We start from the raw sequence: 17,590 nt of genomic DNA, 5'->3' as shown, positions 1-17,590 counted from the left end.
TTCATGCTGATGTTGTTCAGCCCATCGGCATCGAACACCTTCGCCGGTCGGTTCTCCGGGTCCATGGAGGTGTAGAGGTTGTTGATCGCTTCCAAGTGTGGCCTGCCTCGCCACTTTGGAAGCGTTGCTGCGCTGCGTTGTTCGCTCAGGCCATGCCATTGCACAGCAGCGCTTTGCGGAAGGTTCGCATGACTGCGACGCGCGCTTGGTACAGGGCAGATTTTCTGCGCTGAGTCGAGTTCGGGCAGTGTCTTGCTTTTCGCGATGGTGGCGTCATTCTTCGCGCACGATACTCCAAGAATTCGCGGCGGAGCATGCGCTGGCTATCAGGCGATTGCCTAGATTGGAGTGTGCTACTCCGGTATGCAGCATTGTCCTGATCGGCGTGGGCTCAATGCGTTGAGCGCGCCATGGCGGTAGCGATAATCGGTCCTGCCATCGCCGCGCGGTGGCTATATTGGATAGGCTCAGCCGCGCTTGCGCGATCTGCTGCGTGCCGGCTTCGTGGTGGGCGTGGTGTTGGGGGCGGGTGCCTTGGTGAGCACACCGTCTTCGTGCAGTTGCTGCAGCCAGGAAAGCGTATCGACGTAGGACAGAAAGTGCTGCAGATAGCCGGGCGAGAGCGTGCGCATCAGTGTCAGTGCGCGGTGGACCAGCACCCCTGAATTCAGCGGCCCAGCGTCGGTTGGTGCCTGTTGCAGCGACTGCCGCAGTTGGCTGCGGCTGCGTAATGCGTCCCACAGTCGGCGCGCATCTTCGAGTGTTTGCAGTTGCGGTGCTGAGCTTGGGGTGAGCGCAGAGGGAATGGTATCGGGATGCAGCATGTCGGCTGCGAGTGCGCGCCGCTGCGCCAGCAGTGCGCCGAGCGGCCCGGGTTGCCGCGCACGGGTGATTGTCTGGGTGGTGGATGCGGCGTCAGCGTCGGACTCGGCGGCAGGCGCCGCCGTCGCGCATCTCTGCGGTGGCACCTTGGCTTGTTGCTCGGCGTCGAGCAGCGCGACCAACTTCTGTTCCAACAGGTGCCGCGCCTGACCGTGGTGATGCGCGGTCCGTCGCGCGAGTGCGTCGATGAAGCGCGCGTGCAGGGTGTTCTGACGTTCGCGCTGCTGCACGCGCCAGGCTGCCAGACGTGCGGCGAGGTCGCTGGAATCAGTGTGCATGTGCTGGCGCGGCGGTTTTGTTCGGACGCGGTAGCGGCGCCATTTCCACGCGCCGGTTGCTGGCGCGTCCGGCGTCGTCCGCGTTCGACGCCACAGGCTGCTGCGCGCCGAATGCGGCGGCGAAGATCGCGTCTGCCGGTACGCCGGCATCAATCAGCGCGCGGGTCACGGTCAGGGCGCGCTCGGCGGATAGTTCCCAGTTGTCGACGAACTGGCGGTTCCCCTCGCGCACTTGGCGGTCGTCGGTGAAGCCGCTGACCATCAGGATTTCGTTGCGTGCTTTCAGGTAGCTGGCCAGCGGTGTAGAAAGGCTGTTGAGCAATTCACGGCCTTCCGGCTGCAACTGGTCGGAGTTCAGCGCGAACAGCACGCTGCCGCGGATGCCGATGCGGCCATCGACCAGGGTCACCCGACCCGCCGCCAGTGGTACGGCCAGTGCCTGTTCCAGTGTCTTGCGCTGTTGCGCCTGGCGTTGTTGCTGGCGCATCTGCGCGTCCAGTTTGTTGGACAGTTGCAATTGCACGCCGATCACGCCGATCAGGATCAGCACGAACGCGCCGAACAGGACCGACATGAGGTCGCCGAACACGGCCCAGATCGGCGTGCCGGCCTCGGCTTCGATGTCCAGTTCATCGCTCATGTCGCGTCGGCCTGGTCATGCGTGTGACGTGCAGCGAGTTGCCGCAGTTCCTCGGTGATCTGTTGCTGCGAGAGCATGCTCAGGTCGATGACCTCGCGTGCTTGCGCCACGTAGTAGGCCAGTTGTTCGTCGCTGCGCGCCAGGGATTTTTCCAGTGCCTGTTCGATACCTTGCAGCCGTTCCAGCAAGGCGCTGTTCGATGCGCCGAAGGCGTGTACTGCGCCGGCGAAGGCTTCGCCCAGGCTGGCCACCTCGGTGGCGCCGACGGCGACCTGTGCCGCCGCGCTGCCGAGCTTGCCGCTTTCGTCCTCGATGCGGTCGCTGAAACGGGTGCCGACGCGTTCGAGCAAGTCCGCCGAGGTGGTGACCAGCGCGTCCACTGCGCTGCGTTGCTCGGTGGAGGCGTGATTGACCGCGTCGAGCAAGGTGTGCAGCGTGGTCAGCAGGTGGTTGCGTTCGTCCAGCATGGCGGTGTCGCGGACCATGCTGTCGGACAGCGCCTGACGCAGTTCGGTGAGGACGTCGGCAGCGGCCTTCGGTGCTTCCGATGCGGTTTGCAGCAAGCGTGCGATCTCGGCGATGGTCTCGCGCGCCTGCGCCTGGCTCTGTGCGGACATCTCCGTGGCGGTGGTTTGCAGGGTGTCGCAGATGTCCTGCTGGCGCTGGGCGATGCGCTCGCCACTGTGTTCCCAGTGTTCGCTGAGCGTGGCGCTCATACGCGCGAAGCTGTCGGTCCACACGCTCAGACGTGCCTGATCGCGTGCTTCCAGCGCGTCCTGCAATTCGGTGTGTGCCTGCCGCAGTGTGTTGGCGCTTGCGGTGGCGCGTTGTTCCAGGTTCGACGCTGCCGTGTCCAGCGCCTTGGCGTTATCTGCGGCGAGGGTATCGTTGAGTGCTTGCTGTTGCGTCAGCGCATCGTGCCAGGCTTGCCGGGCATCGTCGCTGGCGGCCTGCAAGCGGGCCGAAAGCGTTTCTACCAATGTGTTGGTGCGTTGTTCGAGTCCGTCGCCGGCGCGTTGCAGGGTGCTGCCCAACGCTTGCAGCAACGCGGCGTTGCTGCGTTGTTGTTCGGCCAGTGCGGTGTCCCAGCGCTGCGCGGCATGTGCGGCGGCATCCGCAAAGCCACTCGCCAGGGCGTCCAGTTGCCGTTGTACCGCTTGGCCGACGCTGGCTTGCAGCGTCGCGCTCTCGCGTGCCACGCCGTCCAGTGTGCGTTGCACCACCGGTTGCAGCGCGTCGCCTAGCGCGCGTGCGTGCGCGTCCACGCCAGTCTGCAGTGCCTGCTCGACTGTGCCGGCCAGACGCGTGTAGGTGGCCTCGGTTCTGTGGTGGAAGGCGTCTTGGTGAGCGGCGAGGCGTTCGCCGCTGGTCGCGCTATGGTGTTCGAGTGCGCTCATCAGCGTGTGCAGCTGTTCGACCAGGGTCGGCATCAGTGCGGTTTGGGTTTGCAGCAGTTGCAAGGCTGCGTTGCGTTGATGCGCTTGCGAATGCGCGTGCAGTGCGGTGGTGCCGAGCAGGTCCAGTCGCTGCACTGCGTGGAGCCGTTCGCGTCGGCACAGCGCGGCAAGCAGGCCGAGCATTGCCGAACTGGCCACGCCGGCGATCGAGGTGCCGAAGGCAAATCCCAAGCCTTTGAGCGGTGCGGCCAACGCGGCACGGATGGCGTCCAGGTCGCTCGCGCTGTCCAGTGCCAGACCGGTGCCGCGCAATGTGGCCATCATGCCGAGGAAGGTGCCGAGCATGCCCAGCAGGACCAGCAGGCCGACCAGATACGCGGTCAGCGCGGGTACCGGCAAGGCCGCGCGTGTGCCTTCGATGCGTAGGCGTACCGCGTTGCGCAGGCTTGGGTCCAGCCGTTGCAGCCAGCCGTCCAGATTGGTGCGTGCGGTGTCGGCATCGTCCAGTGCCTGCACCAGAGTCGCGCTGGCCTGACGGTAGCGGTACAACTCCGCTACGCCAGCCATATAACACACGCCGATCAGCATGGCGAAGCCGGCGCCGAGCGGGTTGGAGCCGAGATAACCGCAGCCGATCCAGCAGACGACGGCGAGGCCGGCGAGGAAGACGGTGGTATGGAAAAAGTTTTTGAGCATGAGAGTTCGATCAACGGCTGCGAAGCGCGGCTAGCAGCGCTTCGATGGGATGGAAGCGCACGTCCAGCTCGGCGCGCAGGAGGCTGTGCAGGTCCTGGCGAAAGCGCTCCAGCCAGGCGTCGTCGGGCGTTGCCGGGAGGGTGTGCGTGGGGGCATCGGCGTCGTGCTGGCGTCCTGCTGCGCGCAGGCGCTGGAAATGCTGTTCGAGCACGGTGGGGATGGTCGCCAGCAAGGTTTGCTCGCGCGGGCTCAGGGTCTGTTCCATGACCGCGTCCACTTCAGCCAGCCGTGCCATGTCTGCCGAGACTTGAGCGAGTGCGTCGCGCAGCAGCCCACGCAGTCGCCCGCTAGCGCTGAGAATCGCCCGTTGCAGCGACAGATAGCGTTGCTGGAACGGGGCATAGTCGATCACCTCTATGGCGGCCATGGCGGTGTCGGTCTGCCGCGTGTTTTTTGGCTTGCCGGTTTCCTGGGCGAGGTCGCTGGCAATGGTCGCTTCCAATGTCGCGCGCGCGTGGCGGCATTGCGCTTGGAGCGCAGCGACGTCGGGCGCCTCGGCGGTGGTGGCGGTGGGTAATGTCCCGTCCAATGCCCTGGACACGGCGACCGCGCGGTTCCAGTCGATCCATTGGCCGAGCCGGTCGGCCAGCGGGGGGCTGGACGCTGGCAACTGCGCGTCACTGAAACGCGCGAGCTGGCGAATGAAGGCCGGACCCGGGGCAGGCGACCGTGGGGAGTGTTTCTGCATGCGAGCGATCAAAACGCAGCATTTTACACGCGAATGAAAGACTCGCCCGTTGGCGTTGGCGTTGTCGTCGTCGGTCAGAAATGGGCTGTTGGCAGGATCCTGTCGTTCATGCCGGCAGGCTGCGGGTTCGGCGGTGGTATGGCCCGCCCAATCGACTCGTCGACACATCTCGGAAGTGACCTGATTGCGAGTGCCGTGTTGGTGCGAAGCGATGCTGTAGGAAAACTTATGCCAAACGCTAGCCAGCTCCCCGATGTCTATCGCTTAATGCCTGCGTGATGCTGTGCATGCCGGACGCGGGGCTAAGGGCGTCTGAGCAGCGTTAATCCGTCACCTCGCTATCGCGATCACGCCCTGGGCAGTAGGTTGTCTCTCTCCCTTTCCACAGGTGAAACCATGGCCTTGCCGACTCCATGGGCAGGTCATGCAGCGGCGGCATCGGCCCTTTGTCGTAAGATCGCAGGCGTAGTGGGGAAGCTTGCTCAAAATCAAAAGGAAAGGTAACGCGCGATGAGCCAGGACACCGACGATCACGACGATCACAGCGACAACCCCTATCGCCCGCGCAAACTCAACGTGCGCGATCCGTTGCACGATCTGCAGCTACTGCGCGATATGGCCATCATCAATGCGCGGGTGCGCGCCGAGCTGGGGCCACTGCCATCTGGCGGATTGCCGGTGGAACCCAAGCGTAAACCCGCGCCACTGCCGTACCCGCCTGCCGCCGCATCCGCGACCCATTCCCCCGAGGACGACCCGATGAAACTGCACCACCTTGCCGCCACCGCCATCATGCCGCTGGCCCTGACCGCTGCGGGCTGCTCCAAAGGCATCGATGTCGGCAATGACGGCGCTACTGGTCACCTCAATCCGCATCCGGTCAAACGCTACGAAGTGATTGCCACCTCACATGCGCCGGGGCCGTGGGATTCCATTAAGGCGTATATCGGGTATGACGTCATCAATGAGAACTGTGTGCCAATGATGCCGTTCGTTGGTGTGCGGCAAGTGCCTGGTACTGGACTCGATGTTCCTATGACACAGGTGGACGATCACACGTGGAAGGGATATTTCTACCGCGACGCCTTGCTGGATGAGGACTACTTCAAGCTTGGCGTGTGCCACTGGGATGCAACCGGTGCTGGCATTTCGGCGATTGGCAAGGGGGTCAGATTCAATTGGGGTCGTCTGTTGAATACGCTTCTGAATGCGGACCAGGAGAAGCAGACCTTCTACTTCAAGAAGAGTGCATATGGGGATCAGCATCTCGTTGAGTATGGTGCTCAAACCCTCGCGGGAGACGACGACGATGCGCTTCAACATCCAGATGCTCACTTCCAAGTCACCATTACTGTCAGGGAAGCCAAGCTATGAGCACTACCGATCAAGCACGTGCCGACGCTGCTGTTAATTCCTATAAAAACCGTTCACAGAGTGAAGTTGACAGTATCAAACACATACCTCTAGGAGGTACAGACTATACCGTCTTTGGCTACGCGAACGATCCTATAACCGGATTTCATGCTACGGCATATCAGACTCTGGAGAAGCCATATCGCATCATCATCGCCTACCGTGGTACCGATACGGATTTATTTACCGGCGAGACCAAGGCGGAAAAAGCAAGCCATGCGCTTACCACCCTCCAGGACATCGCCGTCGATGCCACGATGTTGCGCGACGCCGTCAATCCACAAAAGGCCGCCGCCGATGCGTTCACCGCGCAGATGCTGGCCAAGGCCGCTGCACGAGGTATCCCCAAAGACCACGTGACCGTCGCCGGTCACTCCCTCGGCGGCGCGCTGGCGCAGATCGAGGCGGCCAAATACGGCCTGGCCGGCTCCACCTACAACGCCTATGGCGCGCGGGCGCTGACCGATGGCACCCCGCAGCCTGGCTGCCACGTCACCAATTACCGCATGGCTAACGATCTTGTGAGTGCCTCTAGTCCTCATGTCGGCAGCACGGTGTCGTTAGCCAGTCATGACGATGTGCAGAGTCTGCGCGCTGGCCGGTATTTGGATGCGCCCGTCGGCGCACCGCCCCCGAATGTGCTGATGGCAACGCGATGGGGGGACCACGGCGCTGCCCAGCACTTCGGCAGCCAAAGTCCGGACAACGTCCTTGCCCCGCAGCGTTTCAGTGAAGCGTCGCAGCGTTACGCTGACCATCAGAGTGCCTTCGAGCATTTCACCTGGGAGGTTGCTCACGAACGTGCCGAATTGTCCCAGGCGTTGCGCCAATTACGCGCACACCCTGACCAAACCCACCTGCCAGCGGATATCCAGCGGCAGGTGAACGAATACCTGGCGTTGAACGTGGACCCATCGCTGCGCGAGGCCATCGAACATCACGCGTCCGTGCAGATCACGGCACGCGGCCTGCACGATGCCGGCGATGCCGCACGCTCGGTGGGCCATGCGGTACACGACATGGACGAGCGCATGGCCTCGGATGCACAGCGTGCGGGTGTGGCTGGCCTTGCCTTGAGTCCCATGGCACCGCTGGTCGGTCAGGCGGCAAGCTTAGCGGTGCACTTGCACGGGCGCGCTGCAGAGGCGGCGGGCCACTTCGTCGGCGATCAATTCGAGTCGGCCAAGCACGCCGTCGAACAGAGTGCACACTATGTTGCCGACGCGGCGCAGCGGGTCATCCACGACCCTGACGTCCAGGCGGCAGGGACCAACGTCGTGAATCAGGCGGTCGATCTCTATCATGGCGCGCAGTCCGCCGCACATTCATCCGCCGGACAGGCCATTGGGCAAACATACGACGGGATCAAATACATCGTCTCGCCCGGCATCGACGTGGTCGAACACGCAGCCGGGCAAGCCTACGACACGCTGACGCATCCGGGTCAGTTGTTCCAGCACAGCGCGCAAGCCGCGTCCATCCCTCCCACAGCGACGAACGCGGATACGTCTTCATCTTCATCCTCATCCGCCGCCGCATCCGCCATGCCGCCCCAGGCCATGGACAGGCACACGGGCCTGCAGGAAGACCATGCCGCCCAGCTGCGCCAGGAACACATACGACAGGCGCAGCAGCAGGCGGCGCACCTGGCGCAAGTTCATCGGCAGACACAACCGCCACCCGCTCACAGCAACCCGGCCCATGAAAAACCGGCCAGCGTGGACATGCAGGAACAGGCGCGGATCGCGCAACTGCAGCAGCAGGAACAGCAGGCGCAGGCAGCGCGCGAGCAGCAACACCGCCTCGCGCAGCAACATGCCCAGTTGCACAGTCAAATCATGGATGCGCAGCAACGCGAACACGAACAGCGCCACAGCCAAGACACCCGGTCGCATCAACACGAACAGCGCCAAGCTGGCGAGGCGATGTTGTACACCCCGCCGACGCGCATACCGCGTTCGGATGAGCATCTCCAAGACTTCCGTCACCCGGACCACCCGCTCCACCCACGCTATACCCTGTTCAAGGACGCCCTCGCGCAGTCCCACGACGTGCCCAGGAATGGTGACAAATTACCCTACGGCCCGGAGCAGCAGGAACGACTGGCTGCCGCGTTCACCAATACCCTGGGCATCGATAAGAATTTCGAACACAGCATCAAAGGCTTCAAACAACACGAAGGCCAATTGCTTGCCTACGAAAATCCGTTCTCGGTGTACGAGAAGAGCAAGGTGCTGCGGATCGATCCGCAGCAGGCGTTAGCGCAATCGCCCGAGCAGCATGCCGCGAACTGGCGGGCACGCGAAGCGACCCATGCACCTGCGCCGCCAAGCCGCGCCATCGCCCCCGTGGCGATCACCGCCGAGGATATGCGCCATCCGGCGCACGCGAGTCATGCGCTGTTCGGCCAGGCGCGCGATGCCATCGCCGATGCGCATGAACGCTGGGGTCGTCCCGTGCCGGATGCGGAGCAGTTGGACCGTCATGCGGCACAAGTGGTCGTGGAGACGCGCAAGTTTGGTCATACCGAAGTTGAGAAGATCTATCTGGGCCTGCCGCAAGGCCATACGACTCAGACGCCGAATTACCTGGCGAAATCCCACGGACAGCTATGGGCGCAGGTCAATGCACCGCAACTGACGCAAGCGCCGGACGTGGCCCAGGCTAGCCAGCAATTGCAGAGCGTGGAGCAGCAGCGGCTCGCCGAGCAGGCGATGCAGGCCCAGCGCGCGGCGCAGATGCAAGGGCAGGGCATGGTCATGAAGCTGTAGGGGGCAACCGTAGACCATCCAGACACACCGCATGGACGACCATGCGCCAAGCCGCATTTCTCACGCCCGATTTCCACCGATTCCCCAAGGAAGAGTCCCCCGATGAATTCGCGTACCAAAGCCATTACCGCTGTCATCGCGTTGCTACCCGTTGCCATCGCTGGGCTGTATCTGTCTGGCTTTTTGGTGCTGACTCTGCTCGGAGAACACGCACAGGTACAACTACTGACCTATTGGCGCTATTGGCAGGTGGTCGATCAACCCGCGTGGCATCCGTATGCCATGAAAATCAAGCTGTCGGGTATCTGCGGCTTCGGCTTGCCTGTCATGCTCTACCTCATCATGGTGTATGCCATGCTGCGGACGAAGGCGCGGGAGTTGTATGGCAATGCGCGCTGGGCGCGTAGCGGCGATCTGTCCCGGCACGATGTGCTGAAGGACGATCCGCGTGGATTGATTGCCTGCCGCTTCGGTCGCCGCTTCATCCGCATCCAGTCCAAGCACTTGTTGTTGGCGGCCAGTACCCGTGGCGGCAAGGGCGTGAGCGTGGTCATTCCGAATTTGCTGGCATGGCTGGAGTCGGCGGTGATCCTGGACGTCAAGCGCGAGGCATGGGAAAAAACCGCTGGCCAGCGCGCCAAATACGGCCAGGTGTATCTGTTCGATCCGTTTAGCGACGACGGTAGTACGCACCGTTGGAATCCGCTGGGCTATGTGCGCCTGGACCCGAACCATCGTAACGGCGACATCGTTGCCATCGCCGCCACGCTGTACAAGGAGATGAGCGGCGAGAATCCGTTCTGGCCGGCAATGGGCCGCAAGACCTTTGTGGCTGCCTGCGAATGCCTGTTTGACGATTATGTTTCCAAGAAGGAGACTGGATTTGAAACGGGCTTGCCCACACTTGGGGGCGTCTATCGGCTGCTCGCCGGCGCACACCTCAAACCCGGTCAGTCGATGCAGCACTACCTGGGCGAGCTACTCAGCCAGCCCACGCTCGGCACGCATGCGCGGACCGGTCTGAACAACCTGGTCGGCCTGGCTCCTGAGACGTTCACCTCCGCCATCGAAACGGCGCTAGCACCGCTGAACATTTTCAGTAACCCGATTGTGGATGCGGCGACCAGTGCAAACGATTTTGACCTGAGCAAGTTGCGCAAGACCATCCAGTCGATCTACGTGGGCGTCAGTCCGGCCAAGCTGATCGAAGCCAAAGGCGTGTTGAATCTGTTCTTCGAACAGGCGATCAAACTCAATGGTCGCGAGTTGCCCGAACATAACCCAGAGCTGAAATACCAGTGCATGTTCATGCTCGATGAATTCACCGCGCTGGGCCGCGTGGAGATCGTGCCGGTGGCCGTGGGCTGGGTCGCTGGTTATGGCATCCGCATTGTGATTGTGATCCAGTCGATTGCGCAGTTGGAATCAGTCTATGGTGCCGACACAGCGCGCGGCCTGATTACCAATCTCGGCGTGCGGATCGTGTTTACTCCACGAGAACAGCGCGATGCTGAGGAATACTCGAAGATGCTGGGCGAGACCACGGTGCGCCGTCGGCAGCGCACGCAATCCTACGGCCAAGGCAACAGCCACAGCTATACCGAGGTGCTGGATCGGCGTCCGTTGATGAATCCGGATGAGGTCAAGGGACTGGCACCGGAGAAAGCCATCGTGTTCATCGAGGGGGTTGGCTATCCGATCCTGGCGGACAAGATCTTTTACTACAAGGACAGCTACTTCAAGCCGCTGCTGCTGAAAGCACCGCATGTGCCCCGACTCGCGCTGGGCGGGGCGTAATCGCGTGAGGTTTTTCGGTCGAGGGCGTGCTGACCTGAGCCAGCGCCTGGATGTACTGGAAAAGGCGCTGCTCGATCACAAGAAGAGCATCCACTTCCTGGAAGGTCAGCGCATCCGCACGGTGCGTCAGTTCGCAGCGATGCAGTCGCTGGTGGAGTCGCTGATACGCACGCATCCGCGACCGGACATGATGCTGCGTTGGTGGAATCACGAAGTCCCAAAGTTGATCGATGAGGTCAGCGAGGTGCCGGAGGATATCCACGCCGAACATCAATTGGAGGCGCTTGCTTGGCAGGCGATGGTGAAGCGCTATACCTACCTGATCGAGGCGGCGGCAGATTTCTATGCGCAACACCATGAAGACGATGACTAAAACGGCGGAGCCGCAATCCCAGCATCATTGACGCTGGCGGTTTGCCATATAGGGCGGCGAGCCGACAATTCGCCGCAATCGCGCGCTAGGCAATCCTATTGATTTCTGCCAATTCCTAAAATAAGTATTAGGGGCAGTGTCATCGGTGCTTGGGCTTGAGTTTTGTTCTAGGAGCGCGAGTCAAAATTCATGAAAGCCAAGCACATACTGCGTTTTGCTGTTTTATTCGAAAAATCACGGCGAAGGCGTTGCGGCCATTCGACCACTACGCCCCCGGCGCAGCGCGCCGGAGGCATGGGGGCGGTCATCAGTAGGTGTAACTCAGGGTCAGCATGTACACGCGTCCGGTTTCCACGTAGGCACCGTCGGCGCCCGGGTCGTAGGCCATGTATCGGCTGGACTTGCCCTGGGTTTCGTAGAAGGTCGCGGAATTGAGCAGGTTCTTGGCTGCGATTCCCACATCGATGCCGTGCGGCAGGTGGTAGGTCGCGGTGAAGTCCAGCGATTTGACCGGTTGCAGGTAGTAGTTCAGTCGGTCGCTGGTCAGGCCGAGCAACTGCAGGCCGGTGTAGTTGTAGCTCAGGTCGGCACGCAGCCGGCTGTCGTCGTAGAACAGATCCAGGTTGTAGATACGTTCCGGTGCGCGCGGCAGCCAGGTTTTTTCCGGTTGATCGGTGCGCTTGCTGTCGGCGGCGCTGTGTTGCAGCGTGAGGTTGGCGCTGACTCCGAAATTGCTCCACACCCCGGGCAGGTTCTGCAAGCGCTTGCTGCCGTTGAACTCCACACCGTACAACTTGGCCGTGCCGCCGTTCTGCGGCATGGTCACCGGCACGCCGTTCTCGAAGGTGGTGCCGGTGGGGACCAGGCCGCCGAGCGTGTTGTCGTTACTGGTGGCCGATTGCGAGGTATAGATGAAGCCGTTGATGCGCTTGTAATACGTCGATGCGCTGAGAACGCCGCCGTTGTGATCGTAGAACTCGGCAGACAAGTCGAGGTTGTCGGCCGTGCTCGGTTGCAGATTGGGATTGGGCTTGGAAATGCCGATGACTTTCTGATTGGGGTCGATCGTATAGACGGTTTCGCCGGAGATCAGGCCGAAGGCCGGACGGCTGAGGCTGCGGCGCAGCGAGGCGCGGTAGACGGTGAAGTCGTCCGGGCGATAGTTCAAATTGATTCCAGGCAGCACTTCGGCGTAGGTGCGGCCAGCGCCGACGAAGCGGCCGGTGTTGCCATCGCCGTTGGATTGCCAGGAATCGGCCGAATAACGCGTGAGTTCGTAGCGCACACCAGGCACGATGCTCAGCGCGCCGAAATGCAGCGTGGCCATCGTGTAACCGGAATAGATCGCTTCGGTGCTCGATGTGGTATTGGCGTTGTAGTCGTTAGCCGTATAGGCGCCCGCGCCGGTCGGATCGTTGGCGTACTTGTAGGGCACCGCCTGCGCCAACACCCAGTCGCGGTCCAGGATCTTGAACGGACCGTGGTAGTGACCATCGAAGGCGTTGTAGGTCAGGCGTCCCGGTAGCGCGCCCAGCGGCGGACCACCCGCGTTGGGGAATACGTAGTTGGGGCCGCCGAAATACGGGCCGTTGTAGATGAGGTTGCCATCCTTGTGGAAGAACGGATGATCGTAGGCACCACGGTCGGAGTGGTCCACGGCCAGGCCGGTCTTGACGTTGTCCAGCACATCGCCATCCACGCGATAGGTGATATCGGTGTGCGCATTGAGGTGATTATCGTGGCTGCCGGCGTCATGGCCCTGGGTTTTCCAGAACAGCGAGGAATTCAGGTTGTAGAAAAAGTCTTTCAGGTTCTGCGGGCTTTGCTCGATGCTCGGATACGTCGTGTCGCTGAGATCGAAGGCGAAGCTGCCGGGGGTGAAGCCGTACAGGCTCGCCGATACATAGTCTGGACGGCTGCGCGTGCCGCGTCCGAACGAGGTGCCGTAGTCGAAATGCAGACGGTCCAGCGTGGTCTGTCCGCCCAGTTGCAGCGTCGCCAGCGTCTCGTCGATGTCGTGCGTATTGAAGTAGCCGCCACGCACTGCCGTGGGTTGATTGTTCACCGTTTCCAGGCGCGCGCTGGATTGATCCTGCTGCCCGGTGACGCTGTAGTTGCCGTAGATGGCGCGTGCATAGAGCGCGCTGTTTTCGCCCTGCCAGTCGAAGCTGAGATTGGCGCCGTAACGTTTGATCTGGCTGGTGTAGATGCTGTACTTGTAGCGGGTGTCGATCAGTGGGCCGACATTGCGCAGGTCGCTGGCGTTGGCCTGGCTTGGGTCCAGCGGGACATATTTGCTATTGGGCGCAGGTGCCTGCGCCATATTGTTGTTGTTGCCGTAATACGCCGAGGCATACAGGCCGAAGGCATGGTCTTCGCCGAATTTCCAGGCCAATTCCTGCTGCAGCATGCCACCTTTGTCTTTGCCGCCGAGTTTGGACGCCAGCGCATTGAGTTGACCCTGCGCGGTGGTCTTGCCGTAGAAGTCGCCGCTGAAATCGAACGCGCTCGGAGTGCGCATATCGATTGCTCCGCCGGTGGCGTCGCCCGGCATATCCGATGTCGGCGACTTGGACACGTTGACCGACTGGATGCCGAACGGCGCGAGCATATTCAGCGAGATCGCACGGGTGGAGGAGTCGGTTTCGGGCATGCTGAAACCGTTGAGGGAATAGGCGTTGTAGCTGGCGTCCAGGCCGCGGATGCTGACATACGCGTTCTCGCCAGTGGTGGCCTGGCCCAGGTGCATATCGCTATAGGAGGACAAGCCAGGCAGATGTGAGACCACGTCGGCGATGCCGCCGGAGGGGATCGCGTCGATCTGTTGCTTGCTCATCACACTGTTGACGCCGGTGGACATGCGTTGTTCGTCCAGCGATCCCGGTGCGGCGGCTTGCGCGGCCTGCACGTTGACCGAGTCCAGCGTCGTCGTGTTGCGGTCGCTGACTTCGTCCGCATAGGCTGGTACGGAAATCGCCAGCGCGGTGGCGATGGCGCAGGTCAAACGACCGAGATGCTGCATCTGTTGCATGTTGAAGACTCGTGGGGTTGGAAAAGAAACGTCTGCGTCCGCCTGCGCGCGCACGGCGACAGACGCGCAATCGCTCAAGCTTTCCATCGCTTTATTGAGGATGCGCGCTGTTTTCGCTGTGCTGTTGCGTGGCGGATGTCGATCAGTGGCTCAGATCGACGCCTTGGCAGTGGGTGTTCGGCAGTTGCGGATTGCAGCGCGCGACCATGTGCTCGCCGAAGCGCACCACATAACCGGAAGCGGCGGGCTCGTGATCGGGAAAGTCGGTGCTGAGCAGTTGCGCACCGCTGGCTAACATGGCGTCGCGACGCGCGGTGTCGCCGTGCTCGGCTTCTTTCAGGTCCGCATCGGTCCGGGTGCGGACCAAGTAGCCGGCTTTGACCAGGCGTGCGATCTCTTCGGCACTGCTGTCGTTGCGCTTGATAAAGGCCGCATCGGCCTCGCCGGGCACCGCATTGGTGAAGCACACCCGGCCGCGCAACGCCGGATGGCCGGCCAGATAATCGTGGCCGACGCTGCTTTGGTCGAACAGAAACACGACCTTGCCGCGCGCATCGTCCAACGACGGCCAGCCGTGGGCCAGGATCGCGGCATTGAGTGTGGGCGCCTTGCCACGCACCTGATCGGGGCTGATGTATTCGCCGGGCTTGAAGACCGAGCGCAATTCGCGATCCAGCGCATCCAGCGCGGCGGTATTGAACGGTTCCGGCTGGACCGTCGGGAACGCCAGTTGCATGGGCGATTCCTTGGTTTCCAGCAGGATGAAGATCGGCACATGACCCGGATGCTGTTTCGACCAGGCACGCACTTCGCGCAGGCAGGCCACGAGGGGTTGGCAGGTGCTGCGTTGGTCGAGGTCCTGGATGTGCAGCACCTTGAAACCCGGACGTTCCATCACCCCTGGCGGAGCGAAGGCCGGCGCCGGCGGCAGCCCAGCCTTGGCGATCTGTTGGATGAGCGCCGGGTGCGCGTAGCGCCCGCCCTTGGCGTCGGCATAGATGTCCAGTTCGAGCTGCCGCACACCGTCGTCCAGTTGCTGGGTCAACGGTGGATGACGGTAATTGAGTGTCGCAAACATCGCCGGATCCATGCGCTGCAACAGCGTGGCTTCGCTAGGCGCGAATCCAGCGTGGTAGCTGTTGTGGCTGCCGATGTATTGCAATTCGTTGAGTTTTGGCGCTGCCTGCAACGCCATCGGCGCGGCGGCGGCGAGCAACGCGATCAGCATGCGGGCCAGCGCTGTGCGCTGCGGGCGTGGCGTGGCGGAGGCGGTGCGATCGGACAGCGGCGACAACGACGTAAAAGAACAATGAGCGTGCATGCAGCAATACAAGATAAAAATTCATTAACATCATCACAGTCTTGCTTGACGCTATTCTTTCTCGATTATTTCATTTTCGTGTAACGCGGATCGCGTTCGTCGATAGGGTTTGGCATCGCCGGTCATGATGGCCGCGCCAGGACCACCTTGCAGAACCGCCGCGTGACGCCGACCTGCAAGGTTTTCCGGCCGCTGTCGATGCAGTCCAGCGGATCAGGGCGAGGAGGTTTGTTTCAATGCAAATGCCAGTAACCGTGCCTGAATACGTTCGCCGGTCGTGCGTGGGCTGTCCAGTGCCATGCGCTGCAGGCAGGCGGGATCTGCGTCGTGGTGCGTCAGCAATGCCCGTGCCAGCGTCAGTACTTTCGCGCCGGTGCTGGCGGTGCGTTCTTGCAGCCAGCTCAGCGCACGCAACAGGCGTTGTTCCACCTCGGTGAAGTCGCTGCCCAGTGGATAGTCGGGCAAGGTGCCGTCGGCGCGGAATGGCGCTAGCGCGTCGCGCACGCGCGCGGCACGCTGGCGCTGCCAGTGCGGCGGCGCCACGAAGTCGGCCGGCAGTTTGCCGTGACGCTTGGCCTCGGCCAGCAGCGCCGGTTGCGCTTGCGCGTCGGTGATCCCCAGCATCGCGGCGATGCAGTCCTCGTCGGTCGATCCGCGCAGGTCGGCGATACCGTACTCATTGACGTAGAGATCGCGCAGATGGCGCGCGATGGTGGTGTGGCCGTAGTTCCAGCGCACATTGGAGTGCGTTGCGCCGCCGTCGCTGCGGGTGGCACGGAACATCAGCACGCTGCGCGCATCCTCCAGTGCATGCGCCATGGCGACGAAGTTGTACTGACCACCGACGCCGGACACCACGCGGCCGTCGTCCAGCCCATCGGACACCGCCGCGCCCAGTGCGGTGACCATCATGCAGGAGTTGAAGAAGCGCGCCTGCCGTCGCTGCAAACGACGCAGCGCTTCATTGCCATAGAGCTGGTTGATCTCGCTGATGCGGTGCATGCCGATCCCCGCGCGCGCTTGCGGGTCCATGTCGCGCAGCCAGGCGTAGAACGCGGGCGAGCCAAGATAGAACGCACCTTGCAGGTATTCACCGTCGCGTTGCAGCCGCTGTAGATCCTGCGCATCGGCGCTGCCGTCGGCCACGCGTTGCATCAGTGCGGTGTCGTCGAGCACCTTGCGGCGGATCACCCCGCATTGGACCAGTTGTCGGAAGCCTTCGTTGAGCATCTCGCTGCACCCGAACAGGCCAACGGAGAACGGCGCCAACCCGCCGCAGGCGCGGACCGTCGGATGCTGTTCCAGTGCGGGATCCAGCGCTGCCAGCACTTGTCGATAGCGTGCGTTGTCGGTATGCCGCAGCACCAGCGCGTGGCACAGCGCATCGGCCAGCGTGCCGATGCCGATCTGCAGCGTGCCGCCGTCGCGCACCAGGGTGCTGGCATACAGGCCGATGGCGTAGTCGGTATCGGCCACGGGATGTCGCGGCAACCCGAACAGTGCGGGGTATGGTGCAGGCGGCGTCAGCACCAGATCGAAGAACGCAGGGTCCACCGCGGCGCTGCCGCCGATCCACGGCAATTGCGGATCGACCTCGGCCACCAGCAGCGGCCGTGGCAAGCCGCGCCGTTGCAGTGCGTCCAGCGTGTCCTGGGTGATGTCGTTATTGCAGGAGAACGATAGGCCATTGCCGTCGGGCGCACGCGCGACCTTCTGCACGATCAGGTTCGGTGCGCGTTGCGCCACCGCGTCGGCGGCGTGGGTGTAGTTGAGGCTGGTGTAGCGGCGTTGTGCCTGGGTCGAGCGCAGCAACGCGCCGGACTGCATGTAGAACTCTTCCACTTGGATATGCGCCGGCAGCGCGTCGCGGCGCAGTGCTTCCACGTACTTGAGTTTGGGGAAATCCTCGCCGAAATGGCGTTGCAGGAATGGCCGTGCGAAGCGCCCCTGCAGGCCGCCTCCGGGTGCTGGCGGATGCAACGACAGCGCGGTGTAGAGCTGCATGGGCCGCGTGGCATCGGCTTGGATCCGCGTGTATAGCGCGTTGAGCAGGCGGTGCGGTTTGCCCAGGCCCAGTGGCGCGCCGATCCGCAGCGGGCCGGGGATGCGCTGCAGGATCAGCTCGACAGCGGCGTCGAGATCGTCGAAGTGGTCGGTCATCGCGATAGCTTAGGCGAGGGGCGTTGAGCGTGCCCGCATCGGATGACGAAAGTGCTTGACAATAGATCCGTTTACTCATGTAA

Annotated in this window: 11 protein-coding genes; 4 read left to right on the top strand and 7 right to left on the bottom strand. The window is 62.5% G+C overall.

Annotation, left to right across the window (positions count from 1 at the left end):
* Window positions 1-467 precede the first annotated feature (467 nt).
* Genes XALGPE39_RS10555 through XALGPE39_RS10540 form a run of 4 tightly spaced genes read right to left on the bottom strand, consistent with a single transcriptional unit; the run spans window position 468 to window position 4,641 of the window.
* Window positions 468-1,160 carry a DUF2894 domain-containing protein gene (locus XALGPE39_RS10555; protein WP_045728137.1) on the bottom strand — a complete coding sequence of 231 codons (693 nt, stop codon included), beginning with the start codon at window positions 1,158-1,160 and terminating at the stop codon, window positions 468-470.
* Complete coding sequence (locus XALGPE39_RS10550; protein ID WP_045728136.1) at window positions 1,150-1,800, bottom strand: OmpA family protein; 651 nt, start codon at window positions 1,798-1,800, stop codon at window positions 1,150-1,152. The genes XALGPE39_RS10555 and XALGPE39_RS10550 overlap by 11 nt, the downstream gene beginning before the upstream one ends.
* Window positions 1,797-3,893 (bottom strand): DUF802 domain-containing protein, encoded by a 2,097-nt coding sequence (locus XALGPE39_RS10545; protein ID WP_045728135.1) that lies wholly within the window; start codon window positions 3,891-3,893, stop codon window positions 1,797-1,799. Before XALGPE39_RS10545 ends, XALGPE39_RS10550 begins: the two co-directional genes overlap by 4 nt.
* A gap of 10 nt (window positions 3,894-3,903) precedes the next feature.
* Window positions 3,904-4,641 carry a DUF3348 domain-containing protein gene (locus XALGPE39_RS10540; RefSeq protein ID WP_045728134.1) on the bottom strand — a complete coding sequence of 246 codons (738 nt, stop codon included), beginning with the start codon at window positions 4,639-4,641 and terminating at the stop codon, window positions 3,904-3,906.
* Between the two features lie 510 nt (window positions 4,642-5,151).
* On the opposite strand from XALGPE39_RS10540, the gene XALGPE39_RS16245 reads away from it, so the two are divergent.
* The 4 genes from XALGPE39_RS16245 to XALGPE39_RS10520 all read left to right on the top strand — a co-directional run bounded on the left by XALGPE39_RS16245 (window position 5,152) and on the right by XALGPE39_RS10520 (window position 10,995).
* Complete coding sequence (locus XALGPE39_RS16245; RefSeq protein WP_200893878.1) at window positions 5,152-6,015, top strand: hypothetical protein; 864 nt, start codon at window positions 5,152-5,154, stop codon at window positions 6,013-6,015.
* A complete protein-coding gene (locus XALGPE39_RS15725) occupies window positions 6,012-8,825 on the top strand; it encodes a hypothetical protein (RefSeq protein WP_152624884.1) in 2,814 nt (937 codons plus the stop codon). The genes XALGPE39_RS16245 and XALGPE39_RS15725 overlap by 4 nt, the downstream gene beginning before the upstream one ends.
* A gap of 102 nt (window positions 8,826-8,927) precedes the next feature.
* Window positions 8,928-10,622, top strand: coding sequence for a type IV secretory system conjugative DNA transfer family protein (locus XALGPE39_RS10525; RefSeq protein WP_045728133.1), 1,695 nt, complete (start codon window positions 8,928-8,930; stop codon window positions 10,620-10,622).
* A gap of 4 nt (window positions 10,623-10,626) precedes the next feature.
* Complete coding sequence (locus tag XALGPE39_RS10520) at window positions 10,627-10,995, top strand: hypothetical protein (protein WP_152624883.1); 369 nt, start codon at window positions 10,627-10,629, stop codon at window positions 10,993-10,995.
* 307 nt (window positions 10,996-11,302) lie between these two features.
* Here XALGPE39_RS10520 and XALGPE39_RS10515 read toward each other — a convergent pair whose 3' ends face one another.
* The 3 genes from XALGPE39_RS10515 to XALGPE39_RS10505 all read right to left on the bottom strand — a co-directional run bounded on the left by XALGPE39_RS10515 (window position 11,303) and on the right by XALGPE39_RS10505 (window position 17,507).
* Window positions 11,303-14,026: a TonB-dependent receptor gene (locus tag XALGPE39_RS10515; RefSeq protein WP_045729145.1), complete on the bottom strand. Its 2,724-nt coding sequence runs from the start codon at window positions 14,024-14,026 to the stop codon at window positions 11,303-11,305.
* Window positions 14,027-14,168: 142 nt separating this feature from the next.
* Window positions 14,169-15,347, bottom strand: coding sequence for a phosphatidylinositol-specific phospholipase C1-like protein (locus tag XALGPE39_RS10510; RefSeq protein ID WP_045728131.1), 1,179 nt, complete (start codon window positions 15,345-15,347; stop codon window positions 14,169-14,171).
* Window positions 15,348-15,560: 213 nt separating this feature from the next.
* The gene (locus tag XALGPE39_RS10505; RefSeq protein ID WP_045728130.1) at window positions 15,561-17,507 is read right to left on the bottom strand and encodes an acetyl-CoA hydrolase/transferase C-terminal domain-containing protein; all 1,947 of its coding nucleotides are present in this window, start codon (window positions 17,505-17,507) and stop codon (window positions 15,561-15,563) included.
* Window positions 17,508-17,590 lie beyond the last annotated feature (83 nt).

This window comes from Xanthomonas sp. GPE 39, from assembly GCF_000963005.1.
Taxonomy (GTDB): Bacteria; Pseudomonadota; Gammaproteobacteria; order Xanthomonadales; family Xanthomonadaceae; genus Xanthomonas_A.
This window is presented reverse-complemented; position numbering and strand designations above follow the sequence as displayed.

What these genes read in the sequence shown, in the direction of transcription:
- XALGPE39_RS10555 (WP_045728137.1), bottom strand. Translation starts at nt 1,160, where the DNA reads ATGCACACTGATTCCAGCGACCTCGCCGCACGTCTGGCAGCCTGGCGC.
- XALGPE39_RS10550 (WP_045728136.1), bottom strand. Translation starts at nt 1,800, where the DNA reads ATGAGCGATGAACTGGACATCGAAGCCGAGGCCGGCACGCCGATCTGG.
- XALGPE39_RS10545 (WP_045728135.1), bottom strand. Translation starts at nt 3,893, where the DNA reads ATGCTCAAAAACTTTTTCCATACCACCGTCTTCCTCGCCGGCCTCGCC.
- XALGPE39_RS10540 (WP_045728134.1), bottom strand. Translation starts at nt 4,641, where the DNA reads ATGCAGAAACACTCCCCACGGTCGCCTGCCCCGGGTCCGGCCTTCATT.
- XALGPE39_RS16245 (WP_200893878.1), top strand. Translation starts at nt 5,152, where the DNA reads ATGAGCCAGGACACCGACGATCACGACGATCACAGCGACAACCCCTAT.
- XALGPE39_RS15725 (WP_152624884.1), top strand. Translation starts at nt 6,012, where the DNA reads ATGAGCACTACCGATCAAGCACGTGCCGACGCTGCTGTTAATTCCTAT.
- XALGPE39_RS10525 (WP_045728133.1), top strand. Translation starts at nt 8,928, where the DNA reads ATGAATTCGCGTACCAAAGCCATTACCGCTGTCATCGCGTTGCTACCC.
- XALGPE39_RS10515 (WP_045729145.1), bottom strand. Translation starts at nt 14,026, where the DNA reads ATGCAACAGATGCAGCATCTCGGTCGTTTGACCTGCGCCATCGCCACC.
- XALGPE39_RS10510 (WP_045728131.1), bottom strand. Translation starts at nt 15,347, where the DNA reads ATGCACGCTCATTGTTCTTTTACGTCGTTGTCGCCGCTGTCCGATCGC.
- XALGPE39_RS10505 (WP_045728130.1), bottom strand. Translation starts at nt 17,507, where the DNA reads ATGACCGACCACTTCGACGATCTCGACGCCGCTGTCGAGCTGATCCTG.